The sequence below is a fragment of the Paraburkholderia saeva genome (assembly GCF_907164555.1).
In the GTDB taxonomy this organism is placed as follows: Bacteria; Pseudomonadota; Gammaproteobacteria; order Burkholderiales; family Burkholderiaceae; genus Paraburkholderia; species Paraburkholderia saeva.
Window position 1 is genome coordinate 63,684 of sequence record NZ_CAJQZC010000005.1, and the last position, 15,614, is coordinate 79,297.

A 15,614-nucleotide genomic window follows, 5' to 3' on the forward strand; every position below is an offset into this window, starting at 1 on the left:
ATGGCGAACCTTCAAACCAACGTCCCGCTGATCAACACCGCTTTCGTCGACAAGAACGGAAACGTGACTGAGGCATGGTTCCTTTTTCTGATTCAGCTCTGGCGGCGTACGGGCGGTTCAGGTGGTGATACGGGTGGCATCACGCTCGATGATGTGCTGTCGCTGGAAAGTACGTTCGGCGTGTCGGTTTCGGATACGGGCAGTCCGTTGACCGCTGAAGTGACGTTCACAAGACCTCAAGCGGAATCGAATCTGGCGGAAATGATCTTCGCGCCGGTGAATGGGTCATCGGCGGCCGGCGGTGGAATTGTCGATCAGACGTTTTCAAGCGGTACGGGATTTACGCCTGGCGTAACGACGTCGCTGACACTGAGCAATTCGTTCGCGAATGCTTCGCAACTTTGGGTCTTCTTCGACGGCACGTTTCAAGGCGACGACCAGTATTCGTTGAGCGGCACAACTCTGACATTCACGAGCGCGATTCCTGTGGGCGTGAGCAAGGTCTATGTCAAAGGACTGAGGTAAAGCATGCAACGCGTACCGAAAAGCATCACTCCCGCGCAGCTCACGACTGGAGCGCTTCCGTACTACTCGGCCGGCGCTGGCATCACGGCGACAGTGAATAACCTGTCGTTGACCAACACGTCGGGCTCGCCTGTTCCGGTCACGCTCTACAACGTGCCTTCTGCAGGTTCGCCGGGCGCCGCGAATGAGTTCCTCGCCGCATTCTCGTTGTCCGCTGGTCAGACCTATGTTCCGCCGCAAGCCATCGGCCTTCAGCTTGCGCCCGGCTCAACTCTTCAAGCCTTGGCCGGAACCGCAACCGCCGTGACGATCATGGGCGGCGTTTACGAAACTTCAGGGAGCTAAAGCATGACTGCATATCTTGGCGTTGCAACGGACGAACCGATCGTTCAGTCGATCAGCTTCAAGGCCGCGCCTGCGGACAAGATCACCTCGATCTATCACCTGGCGTTGACGATTTCGCCGGTTTCGGTAGCGGCTAACACCACGGCGGAACAGACGTTCGCGCTGGCCGGCCTCGCCGTCGGCGACGTGGTCTATGTGTCGAAGCCGACTTCGCAGGCCGGCCTCGGCATCGTCAATGCGCGCGTGAGCGCTGCAAACACGTTGGCGATCACGTTCTCGAACAACACGGCATCGCCGATCGTGCCGACGGCTGCTGAGGTCTATCAAGTGGGCGGTCTTCGCTGATGCGAAATTTTCTCAAAATAGCTGAGGGCGTCGACGTGATTCCGTTACTTGCGGAGCTCGCGAGAAGTCCGCAACTCTGGGATCAGAACACTCTCCGCACCACGCATCCGCAGACGCCGCATAAGCAGGTTTCGGATATCTGGTTGCGCTTCAATGACCTTTCGCTCTATGAGAAAGATGGAGATGCGAAGCATGTAATTGACGAACATGAATCGATCAACTATCCGGCCTTTAGCCAACTTCCGGCGGCTCGCGCTCTTATTTTCGCATTGATGGCGAGAGTTCAGGGGGAACGTCTTGGACGCTGTTTGATTACCCGATTGGCTCCGGGCCGAAAGATAGACGCGCATGTTGATGGCGGTTTTCATGCGGCATATTACGATCGTTATCACATCGCTTTGCAATCACTGCCGGGCAGCACATTTCGCGCCGGGGATGAAACCGTATGCATGCGTCCAGGAGAGGTCTGGTGGTTCGATAATGCCCAAGAGCATGAAGTTTTCAATAACAGCGCAGATGATCGGATTCACCTGATCATGGACATCAAGGCCAGCAGATGATCACCTTTTCCATCGAATCGTTTTCGTCCGTGTACGCCGAGTTGCTACCGCTCTTCGAGGAGCACTACGGCGAGATTTCGACGCACAAGGATCACGACATCCCGCTTGATCCTCTCGTCGAGGTCTATCGCGCGCGGGAAGCAGACGGGACTTTGATGATGGTGATCGGCCGCGAAGCAGGGAAGATCGCGGCGTACTTCGTGTGCTTCATTGCGCCGGGTCTCCATTACCGGTCATGCCTGACGTGCTCGCCAGACATTTTCTATGTCGATCCTGCGCGTCGCGCGGGTATAGCCGGCGTGCGCATGTTCCGTTTCGTCGAGAAGGAATTGAAACGCCGCGGCGTACAGCGCTGGGCGGTGGGCAGCAAGGTCAAACACGATGCTTCTGCGCTGTTTCGGTTCCTCGATTTTGAACCGGTCGAGACAATTCATGAAAAGTGGATTGGTGTTCCGATGACGGTCGAGCGGCGAAAGATCAAGAACATGCCGTCAGAACTCGACGGATACGAGTCTGGGAGTTAAAAAATGGTGGCAATCGCTGGTGGTGCAATCGCTGCTGCTGGGGCTCTCGGCGGCGCTGCTATTAGTGCGAGTGGATCAAAAAGTGCAGCTGGAACGCAGGCTGACGCCGCGAACAATGCCGCGCAACTTCAATGGCAGCAGTTCCAGCAGCTTCAGCAGAATCTGCAGCCGTATATGCAATTGGGGCAGAACTCGATTCCGGGTCTGCAATCCCAGCTCGGCACGTTGGGTGGCATGAATTTCTCGTTCAATCCAACCGAGGCGCAGCTCGAACAGACGCCGGGTTATCAGTTCACGCTTCAGCAGGGCATGAAGAACACGAATAACGCGCTCGCTGCGAAGGGACTGAATCTATCCGGCGCGCAGGCAAAGGGTTTGTCGAGCTTCACGACTGGCCTCGCCGATCAAACGTATCAGCAGCAGTATCAGAACGCGCTCCAGAACTTCCAGACGAACTACGGCATGCAGTCCGATCAATACAACCGCCTATCGGGTCTCGTCGGTCTCGGGCAGAACGCAGCGGCCGGCGTCGGGAACGCGGGCCTTCAGACGGCGAATACCGCTGGCAATTTCCTGACCTCGGGCGCAAACGCGCAGGCGGCCGGCACGATCGGGGCTTCGAATGCTGCAAGTAGTGCTCTTGGATCCCTTGGTCAACAAGGGCTTCTATATTCGTTATTGAATCAAAATTCTCCGACTTCCTTCTATGGCAATTCAAGCGCATCAGGAACAAGCACGCCTCAGGATCTAATCGCCGGATATACGGGGTAAAAGATGCCAATCGATCCTTCGATTCCTCTTCAAGCGCAAGCGCCTCAAATTGGACTTCAGTCACTTCAGCAGCCCATTCAGACGGCGCAGGGGTTGCTCGCGTTACGGCAGAACTCGATGCAGTTGAACGCTAATCAGGCGATTTCTCAGGCGTATGCGCAGTCTGTCGATCCCGCAACGGGCCAAGTCGATTTCAATAAGCTCCAGACGCTCGCGAGCCAGAACGGCGCGGGCGCGTTTCTGCCTCAGTTCATGGGTCAGATCGCGCAGCAGCGCAATTCGCAGTTGCAGTACGACACCGGCAAGCTCGAGCTCGCGCTCAAGCAGCAGCAAGGCATTCGCGGGATGATCGGATCTCTCGCGGTCGATCCGGACATGGGAAAAGCCGACATGTCGACGAAGATCGCGGGCCAGATTTCGGATGCGGTGAACGCGGGACTGCTGCCGCTCGATCAAGGTATCCGCGAAATCAAATCGATTCCCGGCGATGCGCAGGGGCAGGCTTCGTGGATCCAGAACCACCTCATCAATTCGCTTTCGGGCGAGGCAAAAATTCAGGCGTTGATGCCGAAGCTTTCGGCGGTGAACACCGGCGGACAGACGCAACTCGTCGCGCAGAATCCGCTCACCGGCGCGCCGTCGGTCGCGGGCACCCTGAACAACACGCTGACGCCAGAAGCGGCGGCTTCGCGTATCTCGGCTGTCGGTCCCAATGGCGAACCCGGGACCGTGCCGCTCGGTTCGACTGTGGGTCAGGGCGGTGGCCAAGGCTATACGGGACGCATGAACCCGCAGGGCGGTGCGCAAGGTACGCCCGGCGCTCCTGGCGGCTTCCTTGCAACCGGTCTCACGCCGGCCGCATCTGCTGCACAAAGCGCGCAAGGCTCAACGTCTAACGCGGCCGCTCAGCAGCTGCACGATGCCGCAGCCGATGTGCCGATGCGTCTCAACCTGCTCGAACAGGCGCGCGATGCACTGTCCGGCATCAACACCGGCCCCGGAACTGACTGGCGCAACCAGGCGAAGTCGTTCTTCAATGCACTCGCGCCAGATGTGGCCAAGCAGATTGGCTTTACCGGCGACGTCCAGAACTATGACGAGTTCAAGAAGATCCTGACGAACTACGCGTCGTCGGTCTCCGGCTCGCTTGGCACCGGTACGGACGCGCGGCTGAATGCGGCTGTCACCGGAAACGCCAATCCGGGCATTTCGAAGCTGGCGAATGAAGACATTCTTGCGAAGACGATGGCCGCCGAGAAGATGCGCGCGGCGCAGGACTATGCATTCCAGAACTCGGGCCTCACGACCGACAAATTTAACCAGTGGCAGTCGCAGTGGAACAAGGCGGTGAATCCCGATGCGTTCGCGTTCACGTCAATGAGCCCTGCACAGCAGCAGGCGTTCATCGCACGCCAGTCGCCGACGCAACTCACGAAGTTCAAGTCGGACCTCGGTAATCTCGTGCGCAGCGGTGTGATTGAAATGCCGCAACCGGCTTCGGCTGCTCCGGGCCCGGCGGTGCAGCCCGCAATGGCCGCGCCTCTGCCCGCTTCGGGGGTGCCGCGGTGAGCAAATACGACGACATCATTCAGGCAGCGGCGAAGCAGTACAACGTCGACCCCGCGCTGATCCGCGGCGTAATCGCGACGGAATCGAGCGGCAAGCCAAACGCGCAATCCGGCGTCGGCGCGACTGGCCTCATGCAGATCATGCCGTCGAATTACAAGTCGCTCGGCATCACTGACCCGACCGATCCGAAACAGAACATCTACGGTGGCGCGCAGTTGCTCTCCCAACTGCTCGACCGATTCGGCGATGTTCCGACGGCTCTCACCCATTACGTCGGTGGAGACGATCCGAAGCAATGGGGGCCGCAAACGGCAGCGTACCCGGGGAAGGTGCTTGCCGCTGCCGGAATCGGTGCACAGCAGGCTCCCGCCGCACCGGCCACACTTCCGGGTATCCCGACTGCGCAAGCCGCTGGGGCGCCGCAGAGCGACGACGCGATTTTCCAGCAGTTCGCCAAGGGCGGTGCAACGGTGCCCGGTCAACAGGATCCGCAATCGGATGATGCAATCTTGTCCGCATTCACGAAGAGCGCCGCGCCCGCGGCAGTTGCACCGAAAGCGCAGGCCGCGCCGGTTCAAGTTGCCGGAGAACAGCCGGGCGGTGCAATGTCGTTTCTGGCCGGCATGGGCCGCGGCGTGCAGGAAACCGCACTCGGCGCACAACAGTTGCTCGGCCACGGTGCGCAAGCGGTCGGCTTGAATGGGATGGGCGATTGGCTCGTGAATGATGCCAATCAGGGGCTCACGCACGGCGCGCAGGAAGTGGCACCGTACTCGGCCGCACATCCGATTGCTACTGGCGCCGGCAACATCGCCGGCTCAATGGCGGCCACTGCGCCGCTGATGATCGCTGCGCCCGCTGGCACCGGAATGCTTGGCCTCGCCACGCGCGGCGCGGTCAGCGGCGGCCTAATGGGTGCGACCGCGCCGGTTTCGCCGGATAGCCAGAATTACGGAGCAGATAAGCTTCAGCAGGTCGGCATCGGCTCGTTGCTAGGCATCGCCTCTCCTTTTGCGGTGGCGGGTGCAGTCGGCGCAGGGAAATACGCAGGCAATGCTCTCGGCTCACTGGTGCGCCCATTTACTCAGAACGGTCAGCAGGCTATCGCGCGAGACATCGTTTTTCAAGCCGCGCGCGGGGGTCCATCCGGGCTCGATCTGTCGCAGATCGTTCCGGGGTCTTCCCCAACGCTTGCGGAAGCCACTGCCAATCCCGGTATCGCAACGCTTCAACGAACCATTCGCGATCTGAACCCGTCGCCTTTCGTCGCACAGGAGCAGCAGAACGCGGCGGCTCGCCTTTCCGCACTCGGTGGAATTTCCGGCACACCGGAAGAACTCTCCGCAGCCCGACTAGCCCGCACCCAGGATGCGGCCGACAACTATCTGGCGACGAATGTTGGCATCCCGACGACGAACACTGCCTATGCGGCATTGAAACAGACGCCCGCGTTTAACAAGGCCTTCGCTGAAGCGCAACAGATGGCGAAAAACCAGGGCATTTCGTCAATCGAGACCGTTACGCAGAACCGCGCGAACGCGAATATGGGCGGTCAGGCCGGAACCCCGCAGATCTATGTTTCCGGTCAGGGCCTTCAGTACGTCAAGCAGTCCCTTGATGACCAGATCGATTCCGCCATGCGCGCTGGCGAATCAGGAAAGGCTCGAAACGTCCTTGGTGTGAAGGATCAGTTGCTCCAGATGATGGACGACAACATCGACGGATACGCACAGGCGCGTTCTCAGTTCGCGCAGCAGTCGGGCCCAATCGACGCGATGCAGTATCTGCAATCTTTGAATCTGACGGACGCGCAGGGGAATGTGACGCTTGCCAAGGTGCAAAACGCTCTTTCCCAGATGCAGAAACTCCAGCAAAAGCCGGGTATCAATACCGCGAAATCGGTGACGCCGGATCAGATTACAGCGCTGCAAAGCATTCGCGATGATCTGCTTCGGGCTTCGAATGCCGGACTTGGCCGATCGGCCGGCTCGTCGACCGCCCAGAACCTCGCGACGCAACAGATGATGCGCAGTGTGTTGCCCGGGAAACTTGGCGCCCTTGCGGGGCAATTGCCGACAGGAACCGTTGGAGGAGCGCTAGGAGGCTTGGCTGGATATGGAGTAGCCGGCGCACCGGGTGCTGCGGTGGGCGGCGCTATTGGCGCGCGGCTCGGGTCGGGGTTGAGTGCGCTGATGAATACGCATAACGAGGCGATTCAGAGCGAGGTGGCAAGTCTTATGCTGAACCCATCAATGGCCGCGCCTGCGCTCAACGGTGCAGCCGGTCGAGCGCTCCCATTCGCGTCCAGTGCCGGTTTGCAGCGTCTCCTTTACCCAGCCATCGTCAATGGTGGAGTCAAGTCGCTGGGCGGCAACGGAAGGCCGCAGGGCCGCTAGAAATGCGTCCTTGAACGATTTGCAGAAGGCGATGCCGCATGCGAGTGCGATGAAGCCAAGTTGGGCGGAATGGTCCCGGATGATGATTGTGATCAGGGATTGCAGATAGTCAATCATGGTCTAGCCATCCTAAATGGCGGTAGGTGCCCGTTAAAGCGTCTCCCGAGGGCAGAGACAGGCAGGCGAAAGCCTGTTTGAACGGCGCATCGCGCCATCTGCTCGGGGTTCTAGCAATGACGGCCACAATTCTGCCGAATGCAAAATCGCAGTTCATCGACAGCAATGGTAAGCCATTGGCTGGCGGCACTGTTTATTTTTACATCCCGAACACTTCCACGCCGAAAGCCACATGGCAGGACCCGGCGCAAACGATCCTGAACACGCAGCCGATTGTGCTCGACGCTAGCGGTCAGGCGCTGATCTGGGGCTCTGGCGTCTATCGTCAGGTCGTCTTCGACCAGTTCAACAATCTCATCTGGGATCAGATCACCGAGGATGCCAACGCTGGCTTGACTGGCAACCTCGTCGACGACATCTTCGTTGCGGGAACGGATTTCACGCCCGGAACCACGACGCAACTGACGCTGACCGCTGGCGCTGGTTCGATCACCAACACATGGATTTTCTTCGATGGTACGTATCAAGCTGATCCAACCATCACTTCGCTCAATGGCACGACCCTGACATTCAACTCGCCGATTCCGGTCGGCGTCACAACAGTTACGGTCAAAATCGGGACGACGGTTACTGTCGGCATTCCTGCCAATGGCTCAGTCACTGACGCGACCGTAGCGGCCGGCGCGAACATCGACAGCAGCAAACTGTCATTCCTGCAGGCTGGCGCGGCGGCAGTGCGGCGCACGGTGCAAAGCAAACTGCGCGACGTCGTGAGCGTCAAGGACTTCGGCGCGAAGGGTGATGGTGCGACCGACGACACGGCCGCCATGCAGGCCGCGCATACCACCGGCAATCTGATTTACTACCCGGCTGGCACGTACAAATTCAGCACGTTGACGATCCCGCTCGGCGGTATTGTCGGCGACGGCCCGAGCAAGACGGTGCTGACCTCGACCGATACGGCCAATGGCGACACCATTCTGCTGACCGCACAAGGGCAGGTTCCGGTTCCGGGCGGCTATCTCTTCAGAGACTTCCTGCTGATCAGCGCAGCCGGAAAAACGGCCGGCAATGGCATGAACGTCAATCCGGCGACGTTCGAAAATCAGGGTTCGACGTGGGAAAACGTCTGGTTCTCCGGTCACCCGACCGCGCTGATGTTCTCCCGGGCGAGCCTCTGGTCGATCATGAATTGCAAGTTCCTTGGCTACACGGTCCAGGGCGTCTACGTCAACAATAATAACGTCGCCGATTCGGGCGATTCCTCGATCGGTGGCGGCACACACTTCAATACAGGGGCACCGGGCGCGATCGCCGTCTATCAGGCTGCGTCCGGCGGCCTGAAGCTGAACAACTTCAAGATGAATGGCGGAGGTTTCGGCTATTTCCTTGGGCTCAATGACAACGGGTCAACTGGCGATCTGATCATCAGCAACGGCTCTATCGAGAACATGACCAGTTCAGCGATTGGTCTTTCTCGCGCGTCAGGTACACAAAGCTTCCAAAACATCGCCATTTCCGATCTTCAGATGGCGATTGTTGGTAGCGGCATCACGACGGACACAAATGCTTTCCTCTCGAACGTCACAATAGGCGACGTGGTTATTTCGCTTGCACCGGGTTCGGGCGCGGGCATTCTCCTAAGCGCGGTTTCGAATTTCGCCATTGGCGCCACAACGATTATTGGCAATGGCGGTTCGCCTGTCGGTCTGGCATTTGGTGCGGCTTGCGCTAACGGCAAATATGCCCTCCCCACTACAGCCGGCATTTCTCTTCCGGTATCGAATTCCAGCACATCCGTCTTCCAGTCGGATGGCCTGCAGTCAGGATCGGCGAGCGTAACGACGTCGACCGGCTATGGATCGAGCTTCCTCGGCACTCAGGCGGTCACGTTCCCGACTCCCTATAAAACCGTTCCCCGTGTTTCATGCAAGCCGAATTCATCGGCAGGGGGCGGCATCGCGGGATTCGCGTCAGGTGTATCGCTCACCGGTTTCACGCTGAACGCAGTGGGCACGACGAATGGCGGAGCCGCAGCCATGACGTGGGAAGCGACCGGAAACATATAGACCATAGAACGGGAAAAACAATGCACAAGGAAATCGTCGGGGCCAGCACAAACGGGGCTATCAGCGCGACAGGCATCGGCAGCTCGTGGTGGCTTTGGGTCACTGATCCGAACTCAGCTCATATCGTCACGATTCTCACCGTGGCGCTGATCATCTCGCAGCTGATATGGGGATGGCGGAAGTTCTTCAAGGAGAAGCGGAATGTCTAATTTCGATGATGCCTTCACTGCCTTGATCGGCAATGAGGGCGGCTATTCCGACAATCCGGCCGATCCCGGCGGTGAAACGATGTGGGGTATCACGGCCCGCGTCGCGCACGGATGGGGCTTTACCGGCGATATGAAAGACCTGTCGCTCGATACCGCGAAGGCGATCGCGAAGAAGTTCTACTGGGATCCGTATCAGTGCGATCAGTTCGACCCGCGAATCGGATTTCAGATCTTCGATGCGGCCTATAACGGCGGCCATCCGGCGCAGTGGCTCCAGCAGGCTGCAGGTGTCACTGCTGACGGGGTGATCGGCTCCATCACGATTGCAGCGGTGCGCGCGGCTGATCCGCTGAAGATCATCATGCGTTTCGATGCGTACCGGCTGCAATATCTCGGCAATCTTCCCACCTGGCCCACCTTCGGTCATGGCTGGGCCAACCGCATTGCAAATAACCTGATTCGAGGTGCGTCATGAGCGGCTGGACAAGTGCATTGAACGTCGTCAAGACGCTGGCACCGACGATTGGCACTGCGTTGGGCGGCCCACTAGTAGGCGGGGCAATCATGGCGCTCGAAAGCGTCTTCGGGATCACAGCGAAACCGGATGCATCTACTGACGATCGGCAGGCCGATCTCGCCGCGGCGATCAGCGGCGCGACTCCAGAGCAACTCGCCGCAATGCGAAAGGCAGATCAGGATTATGCCGTCGCGATGGCAACCGCAGGCTTCAAGGATACCGAGACGCTGGCGAGTCTGACGGTTCAGGACCGGGTGAGCGCTCGCGATATGCAGGTCAGCACCAAGAGCATGATGGCGCCCATTCTCGCGAGCTTGATCATCGGCGGCAGTCTGTTCGCAGCGGGCGCGATCCTGATGGGGAAGGTCAGCTATGCCAACACTACCGAAGCGACGATGGTCGGCACCGTTATGGGCTACCTGTTCAGCGAAGCGAAGGCCGTCCTGTCGTTCTACTTCGGTTCGACCAGCGATACGGGACAGGTGAACGACCTGTTGGCGAAATCCACTCCGCCAGGAGGGCAGCAATGAAACAGTACCTCTGGAATTTCCTGATCCTGCTCGACGAGTTCGGCAATACGCTGACTGGCGGCGATCCGGGCGAAACGATTTCCAGCCGGGCCGGCAAAGCCATGAACGAGGGAAAGACGTGGGGCTGCGTGCTGTGTCGTTTCCTCAATCTCTTCCAGAAGAACCACTGCCAGTTGTCGATCGATGCGGCAGAGGGAAAACGCGCTGTCATCAAGGACTGAAAATGAAACGACTTCTCTCTATCGCGCTGCTCGCGCTTTCCTCGATCGCTTTTGGCGCGACGCTCAATCCGATCCAGTTGCTCAATCCCGCAGGCTCGACGTCCGGGCAGGCAATCGTCTCGACTGGCGCATCGTCGGCGCCGGCATGGGGCGGCATTGCTGTTTCCTCGTTGACCGGACTTGGGACTGGCGTCGGAACGGCTCTAGGCGCTACGGTCACTGGCTCGGGCGGTATCGTGCTGGGGACGGCGCCGACGATCACGACGCCGAATATCACAGGCGTGGCGACGAACAGCAATGCGGCGGCCGGCAGCGTCGGGGAGTTTGTGACGGCGACCGGCACGGCCGTACCTCTGACTGGCAGCGTAGCCGCCACGATCACGAGCATCAGTTTGACTGCGGGGGATTGGGACGTATCGGGAAACATTTACTATACGCCGGCAGGAACTACTGTGGTTTCGCAAACCGCCGGGGGCATCAATACAACGGCAGCCACGTTACCGGCAATTCCTTTTTATACGCTAAGCCCTTCTGTGAATAATGTGGCGGGAAATGCGCCGTCTGCCGTGACGCCTACCACGCGCATAAGCATTGCATCTACGACGACCGTTTATCTGGTCGGATTCGCTGCATTCTCGGTCAGTACCTGTACCGCTACCGGATACATAGCGGCCAGACGCCGACGGTAGCGCTATACTCCGGCGACCGAGATAACTCAAATAAATCATGGTCGCTTGGTCATTGCCGTATCTTTTGAATCCCGCCGCGCTGCTTCCGTATTTTTCGAATCCCACAGCGCTCATCGCCTTGATCGTCAAACTGGCCGCCGTCACGATGCTGTCGACGGTGGCAAGTCGAAGGATCCCGGATCGTCTTTCCGTATGGCTGCATACGTGGCTTGCGGTTCAGATCGCTCAGACCGTTCTCATCATGATCCTGTCATTATTCGGGGCGCTGTCAAAGCACGCGATCTGGAGTTACCTCCTGTCGCTGTTCGGGCTCGGGGTAGTCGGCGATTTCACGCGCCGCATCCGGTTCAAGTGGCCCGCACCCTCGACCGTGCTTATCGCTGTCGTGCTCGCGATCCCGCTGATCCTGTGGGCTATACGCTGCATGTTGCTGTTCGATTTCTCGCTTGACGCGCAGACCTACGGCAGTGTGCGCATTGGCCTATGGATGAACTATCGATCCGTGTTCGTGCATATGCCGACACTCATGGTCAACATCTTCGCCAGTGAATGGAACGGCGAACTGAATGCCCTGGTGTACGCGCTTTCGACGAACACGCTGCAGGGCGCATTGATGGGTAATGCCGAGATTCTAGTCGTCGCGACGCTCGCTTCGATGTGGGCATCTCGACAGTTCGGCGCCGGCCAGTTTGGTTCTGCGATGGCCGGCCTGCTGATGGCAACGTCGCCTGCGTTTCTCGGGCTCGCCGCGGTGACCAAGGGCGACCTGCTGTCCTGCGTTGGCGTCATCATGGCGATCGGCATGATTCAGCGCCGCACGGTCCTATCGCTGAGTGTAGCGGCCGTGTGGTTCGCACTGGCAGCAGGCGCGAAAATATCCGTGCTTCCGGGCGCGGCGATTGTGATGGTGGTCATGGTGACGTGGAAGCTTCGCACACGCCGGGCAGCCGCATTTATGGCGCTGTCTCTCGTGCCCGCTGCGATCCTTCTCGCACGTTACATCGCCAACTTCTTTATGTTCGGTCACCCTTTTGCGCGGGTCAGCACCGAGGCGCCGGATCCGGGCATCAATACGTTGCTTATGAATATCTCCATTATCGGCGAGCGGTCCGTTGGCTTTTTCTTCTTCCCTCCGAACAGCGGTGTACTGCTCAGCTCGTCGCTCACCGCGGGCCTCGGCGTCGCCGGGTGGCTGTCTGTGGTGGGGTTGCTTTCGGGCCGTCTAACGTTGACAGGACGGCAGATGGCCGTCGTGCTACTCAGCATCGTCTCGATCATCGCAGCGGCCTATGTCATCCCGGCACGGGTGTGGGGCTTCCGCTATTTCCTGCCCTTCGTGAGCATTCTCGCGATCGTTGGCCTTGTCGCCCTGGCGGATGCGCTTTTATGTCTGCCGCTCCCCGCTCGGGTGCTGGCGTGTCTGGTCGTGGCCAGTGCGGCGGCTTTCGACTTCTACATGTGCTTTACGCCGGGCGACTTGAACGCGCCTGACAGGTTCGAATATGCTCTGGACAGAGCGATTACCTATGAACCGCTGGACAGGATGATGCAGAATTTCCCGGGTATCGCAGCCGAGGTCGCACCGCTTAAGCTCGACCTCGATTCGAAGACGCCAAAGACCATCGGGATATTCAACGAGATCAACAGACCGATTGTCATCTTCGAGGGCGCATCGGCGCAGAACAGGCTCTATCTGGCGGACAGTTATCGCGGGCTGGCGGATGTCGCCGAACGTCGGCATCCGGATTTGCTGGTCATTGCGAAGCGGTACCCGACCGATCGATGTCCGTTTGAGATACCGGGCTATCGGTGGATCGCCGAGGGTGCGACGTACGATATCGCTATCAGAAATCCGGTCTGACGATTATCTCTGCGCGGTCGGGCAAGGAACCGCAACCGTGCTGATGCACTGACTGTCATGGGGCAATTTCAAGGCGACGCAGAAGAGCGCGATGTAGATGGCGATTCCGATTGCTGCGGCGGCGACCTTGAGCTGTTTCATGGGTCTCTCCGGTTTACGGGTGGGATATTACAACAGGGGCGACGGCCGTCCCGAAAACTACCCCTCCTGGAATGACAGGTTTCTGCCAGCACGGCGCGTGAGAGCCTTTGTATACGGTCTGTTTGGCGGGGTTCGAATCCCCGTCTCTCCGCCAGGCCCTCATTCCGCAGTGCCCCGCCAGTCAAGGCGGACACCCCTGAAACCCGCACCAGTCAAGGCTGTGCGGGTTTTTCGCTTTCTATCATCTACTATCACGTTCTGGCATATAATACCCCTCAGATTGTGGGCTGAATTGGATCGGCCCGAGGGGGCACAAAATGGCAGGCGGCAGACTCACGGATTACAAGATTCAGACGGCGAAGGCCGGTCGTCACGGCGATGGCCGCAACCTGTATCTCCAGGTGCGCGGGCCGATGGCGAAGTCCTGGATTTTCCGATATCGCGATGCAGCCGGATTCGACCGGGCCGTGGGGCTCGGGCCGTGGCCGGTCGTCAGTCTCGAAGAGGCCCGCGCCGCTGCGCTCGAAATCGCCCGGATGCGCCGGGAAGGGCGCGATCCGCTGGCTGAAAAGCTCGCGCGCAATGCCCGGCTCGAAGTGATTCACGCGATTACGTTTCGCGACGCAGCGGCGAAGGTCATCACCATGCGGGCGGCAGAATGGAAAAGCCCGAAACACAAACAGCAATGGGAAAACACGCTCACGACCTATGTCTATCCGCGCCTGGGTGACGTCGACGTGAAGCTGATCGATTCAAATCACGTTGTTGACGTGCTCGCGCCGATCTGGACAACCAAGATCGAAACCGCTTCCCGACTGCGCGAGCGGATCGCCGCTGTGCTTGCGTGGTGCGCGGCGAAGGGCTTCCGCGAAGGCGCGAATCCGGCGGACATGGAGCGCCTGAAGAACCTGCTGCCAAGCCAGAAGAAGGTGAAGGAAAGTGACCCCTCCAAACAGGTTCAGCATCATGCGGCGCTTGCCTATACGGGCATGCACGACTTTATGGCGCGGGTACGCGAACGGCCCGCAACGGCTGCGCGCTGTCTTGAACTCTGCGTGCTGACCGGTGCGCGTACCGCGAACGCCATCGGAATGAGATGGGATCACGTCGACCTCGATCACGCGGTCTGGAAAATTCCCGCTGCCGAAATGAAGATTTCCGGCAATGGAGAACATGCGGTGCCGCTATCGCGCCAGGTCGTCACTCTTTTGAAAGCGCAGCAAGGCCGGGACAAAACGTATGTGTTTCCATCGCAGACGCCCGAAAAGCCACTATCGAACATGGCGATGCTGCAACTCATTGACCGGATGGGGCACAAGGGTGAGGTGACGGCGCACGGCTTCCGAAGCACGTTGACCGATTGGGCGCGCGAAGAAACCACGCATGAACCGGATACGGTCCGTCTGCAACTCGCCCATGCGATCGATTCGAAGGTCGACGCGGCCTACCGGCGCGGGGACCTGTATCGCAAGCGTGCGGCGCTAATGCAGGATTGGGCAGACTACATCGATACCGAACCTCCCCAGGCTGTGGTGACGCCCATCCACGCGAAGCGGGGCGCATGATGGCACACCCGGAAAAAGGCTTCCCGCTGACCTTTCTGGGCGTCGAGTGCCAAAGCATTGGCGAACTGCAACGCGTGCTGGAACTGCATCGTGATGCTGTCGACGGCATGCCGCCGCCTGGATTCGAACTTACGGGCATATCGCCTGGAATGTTTGAACTGGTCCGCTATCTGCGCGCCGCACCGGCGCAAGCCGCGATTGCTGGTGATCCGCAAGCCGTCCAACTGGCGCAACGGCTCGCCAATGAAGTCGAACAGGCACTCGCGCACTACGCGCAAACAGCCGGACAGGTGATGGAACAGCGGGAAGCGGTTGCCGAAGTGGGCGCGCACCGCAAACGATCCTCAAAGGGCGGACATGCGCCGAAGCTGACGCAGGAACAGATTGATGAAGGCGGGCGGTTGTGGCACAGATGGCAACGCTCGATCAATCTATATGCCAGTCTCGAAGAATTTTATGCAGCGCTGGCGGCGGTAAAAATCACGCGACGCCGGGAGACCGCGCTTAAGCTGGCGCTCCGTTATGCCGCCGTGGAAACCACGAAACCCTGGCGAAAACGTTTTGGAGAAAGGCTTACGGCGAAAGGATGGCTCGCCGTGAAAGCGACCTGGAAAGACTGACCGCCAAGCCGCTTGGCGGTATATCGGTTTCCGGTGTTCG

The 15,614-nt window shown here is 59.3% G+C and carries 18 protein-coding genes; 17 read left to right on the forward strand and 1 reads right to left on the reverse strand.

The features are described 5' to 3' along the window. From LPA36_RS14645 to LPA36_RS14715, 15 genes are all read left to right on the forward strand, one after another. Positions 1 to 525: a hypothetical protein gene (locus LPA36_RS14645; protein WP_228877705.1), complete on the forward strand. Its 525-nt coding sequence runs from the start codon at positions 1 to 3 to the stop codon at positions 523 to 525. A gap of 3 nt (positions 526 to 528) precedes the next feature. Further along, entirely contained in the window at positions 529 to 870 is a 342-nt protein-coding gene (locus LPA36_RS14650; protein WP_228877707.1) for a hypothetical protein, read from the forward strand. Between the two features lie 3 nt (positions 871 to 873). Next, positions 874 to 1,215, forward strand: a complete 342-nt coding sequence (locus LPA36_RS14655) for a hypothetical protein (protein WP_228877708.1) — start codon at positions 874 to 876, stop codon at positions 1,213 to 1,215. Further along, on the forward strand, positions 1,215 to 1,775 hold the full coding sequence (locus tag LPA36_RS14660) for an aspartyl/asparaginyl beta-hydroxylase domain-containing protein (protein WP_228877710.1): 561 nt from the start codon (positions 1,215 to 1,217) through the stop codon (positions 1,773 to 1,775). Before LPA36_RS14655 ends, LPA36_RS14660 begins: the two co-directional genes overlap by 1 nt. Further along, positions 1,772 to 2,299 (forward strand): hypothetical protein, encoded by a 528-nt coding sequence (locus LPA36_RS14665; protein ID WP_228877712.1) that lies wholly within the window; start codon positions 1,772 to 1,774, stop codon positions 2,297 to 2,299. The genes LPA36_RS14660 and LPA36_RS14665 overlap by 4 nt, the downstream gene beginning before the upstream one ends. 3 nt (positions 2,300 to 2,302) lie before the next feature. Then, positions 2,303 to 3,070 (forward strand): hypothetical protein, encoded by a 768-nt coding sequence (locus tag LPA36_RS14670; RefSeq protein WP_228877714.1) that lies wholly within the window; start codon positions 2,303 to 2,305, stop codon positions 3,068 to 3,070. A 117-nt stretch (positions 3,071 to 3,187) separates the two neighbouring features. Beyond that, the gene (locus tag LPA36_RS14675; protein ID WP_228877715.1) at positions 3,188 to 4,639 is read left to right on the forward strand and encodes a hypothetical protein; all 1,452 of its coding nucleotides are present in this window, start codon (positions 3,188 to 3,190) and stop codon (positions 4,637 to 4,639) included. After that, positions 4,636 to 7,035, forward strand: a complete 2,400-nt coding sequence (locus LPA36_RS14680) for a lytic transglycosylase domain-containing protein (protein ID WP_228877717.1) — start codon at positions 4,636 to 4,638, stop codon at positions 7,033 to 7,035. Before LPA36_RS14675 ends, LPA36_RS14680 begins: the two co-directional genes overlap by 4 nt. A 194-nt stretch (positions 7,036 to 7,229) precedes the next feature. Then, a complete protein-coding gene (locus LPA36_RS14685; RefSeq protein ID WP_228877719.1) occupies positions 7,230 to 9,221 on the forward strand; it encodes a glycosyl hydrolase family 28-related protein in 1,992 nt (663 codons plus the stop codon). Between the two features lie 20 nt (positions 9,222 to 9,241). Beyond that, positions 9,242 to 9,430 (forward strand): hypothetical protein, encoded by a 189-nt coding sequence (locus LPA36_RS14690; RefSeq protein WP_228877720.1) that lies wholly within the window; start codon positions 9,242 to 9,244, stop codon positions 9,428 to 9,430. Beyond that, complete coding sequence (locus LPA36_RS14695) at positions 9,423 to 9,905, forward strand: glycoside hydrolase family 108 protein (protein ID WP_228877722.1); 483 nt, start codon at positions 9,423 to 9,425, stop codon at positions 9,903 to 9,905. The genes LPA36_RS14690 and LPA36_RS14695 overlap by 8 nt, the downstream gene beginning before the upstream one ends. Beyond that, on the forward strand, positions 9,902 to 10,477 hold the full coding sequence (locus tag LPA36_RS14700; protein WP_228877724.1) for a hypothetical protein: 576 nt from the start codon (positions 9,902 to 9,904) through the stop codon (positions 10,475 to 10,477). Before LPA36_RS14695 ends, LPA36_RS14700 begins: the two co-directional genes overlap by 4 nt. Beyond that, on the forward strand, positions 10,474 to 10,698 hold the full coding sequence (locus tag LPA36_RS14705) for a hypothetical protein (RefSeq protein ID WP_228877726.1): 225 nt from the start codon (positions 10,474 to 10,476) through the stop codon (positions 10,696 to 10,698). Before LPA36_RS14700 ends, LPA36_RS14705 begins: the two co-directional genes overlap by 4 nt. Positions 10,699 to 10,700: 2 nt before the next feature. After that, complete coding sequence (locus tag LPA36_RS14710; protein ID WP_228877727.1) at positions 10,701 to 11,387, forward strand: hypothetical protein; 687 nt, start codon at positions 10,701 to 10,703, stop codon at positions 11,385 to 11,387. 37 nt (positions 11,388 to 11,424) lie between these two features. Then, positions 11,425 to 13,248 carry a hypothetical protein gene (locus LPA36_RS14715; RefSeq protein WP_228877730.1) on the forward strand — a complete coding sequence of 608 codons (1,824 nt, stop codon included), beginning with the start codon at positions 11,425 to 11,427 and terminating at the stop codon, positions 13,246 to 13,248. A 3-nt stretch (positions 13,249 to 13,251) separates the two neighbouring features. Here LPA36_RS14715 and LPA36_RS14720 read toward each other — a convergent pair whose 3' ends face one another. Beyond that, the gene (locus tag LPA36_RS14720; RefSeq protein WP_228877732.1) at positions 13,252 to 13,389 is read right to left on the reverse strand and encodes a hypothetical protein; all 138 of its coding nucleotides are present in this window, start codon (positions 13,387 to 13,389) and stop codon (positions 13,252 to 13,254) included. 317 nt (positions 13,390 to 13,706) lie between these two features. Between LPA36_RS14720 and LPA36_RS14725 the strand changes: the two genes are divergently transcribed. Then, a complete protein-coding gene (locus LPA36_RS14725) occupies positions 13,707 to 14,954 on the forward strand; it encodes a tyrosine-type recombinase/integrase (RefSeq protein WP_228877734.1) in 1,248 nt (415 codons plus the stop codon). After that, positions 14,951 to 15,574, forward strand: a complete 624-nt coding sequence (locus tag LPA36_RS14730; RefSeq protein ID WP_228877739.1) for a hypothetical protein — start codon at positions 14,951 to 14,953, stop codon at positions 15,572 to 15,574. The genes LPA36_RS14725 and LPA36_RS14730 overlap by 4 nt, the downstream gene beginning before the upstream one ends. Positions 15,575 to 15,614: the final 40 nt, after the last annotated feature.

Excerpts from the sequence above, each read along its gene's own strand:
- LPA36_RS14645 (WP_228877705.1), top strand. The coding sequence starts at position 1 with ATGGCGAACCTTCAAACCAACGTCCCGCTGATCAACACCGCTTTCGTC.
- LPA36_RS14650 (WP_228877707.1), top strand. The coding sequence starts at position 529 with ATGCAACGCGTACCGAAAAGCATCACTCCCGCGCAGCTCACGACTGGA.
- LPA36_RS14655 (WP_228877708.1), top strand. The coding sequence starts at position 874 with ATGACTGCATATCTTGGCGTTGCAACGGACGAACCGATCGTTCAGTCG.
- LPA36_RS14660 (WP_228877710.1), top strand. The coding sequence starts at position 1,215 with ATGCGAAATTTTCTCAAAATAGCTGAGGGCGTCGACGTGATTCCGTTA.
- LPA36_RS14665 (WP_228877712.1), top strand. The coding sequence starts at position 1,772 with ATGATCACCTTTTCCATCGAATCGTTTTCGTCCGTGTACGCCGAGTTG.
- LPA36_RS14670 (WP_228877714.1), top strand. The coding sequence starts at position 2,303 with ATGGTGGCAATCGCTGGTGGTGCAATCGCTGCTGCTGGGGCTCTCGGC.
- LPA36_RS14675 (WP_228877715.1), top strand. The coding sequence starts at position 3,188 with ATGCAGTTGAACGCTAATCAGGCGATTTCTCAGGCGTATGCGCAGTCT.
- LPA36_RS14690 (WP_228877720.1), top strand. The coding sequence starts at position 9,242 with ATGCACAAGGAAATCGTCGGGGCCAGCACAAACGGGGCTATCAGCGCG.
- LPA36_RS14695 (WP_228877722.1), top strand. The coding sequence starts at position 9,423 with ATGTCTAATTTCGATGATGCCTTCACTGCCTTGATCGGCAATGAGGGC.
- LPA36_RS14700 (WP_228877724.1), top strand. The coding sequence starts at position 9,902 with ATGAGCGGCTGGACAAGTGCATTGAACGTCGTCAAGACGCTGGCACCG.
- LPA36_RS14705 (WP_228877726.1), top strand. The coding sequence starts at position 10,474 with ATGAAACAGTACCTCTGGAATTTCCTGATCCTGCTCGACGAGTTCGGC.
- LPA36_RS14710 (WP_228877727.1), top strand. The coding sequence starts at position 10,701 with ATGAAACGACTTCTCTCTATCGCGCTGCTCGCGCTTTCCTCGATCGCT.
- LPA36_RS14715 (WP_228877730.1), top strand. The coding sequence starts at position 11,425 with ATGGTCGCTTGGTCATTGCCGTATCTTTTGAATCCCGCCGCGCTGCTT.
- LPA36_RS14720 (WP_228877732.1), bottom strand. The coding sequence starts at position 13,389 with ATGAAACAGCTCAAGGTCGCCGCCGCAGCAATCGGAATCGCCATCTAC.
- LPA36_RS14725 (WP_228877734.1), top strand. The coding sequence starts at position 13,707 with ATGGCAGGCGGCAGACTCACGGATTACAAGATTCAGACGGCGAAGGCC.
- LPA36_RS14730 (WP_228877739.1), top strand. The coding sequence starts at position 14,951 with ATGATGGCACACCCGGAAAAAGGCTTCCCGCTGACCTTTCTGGGCGTC.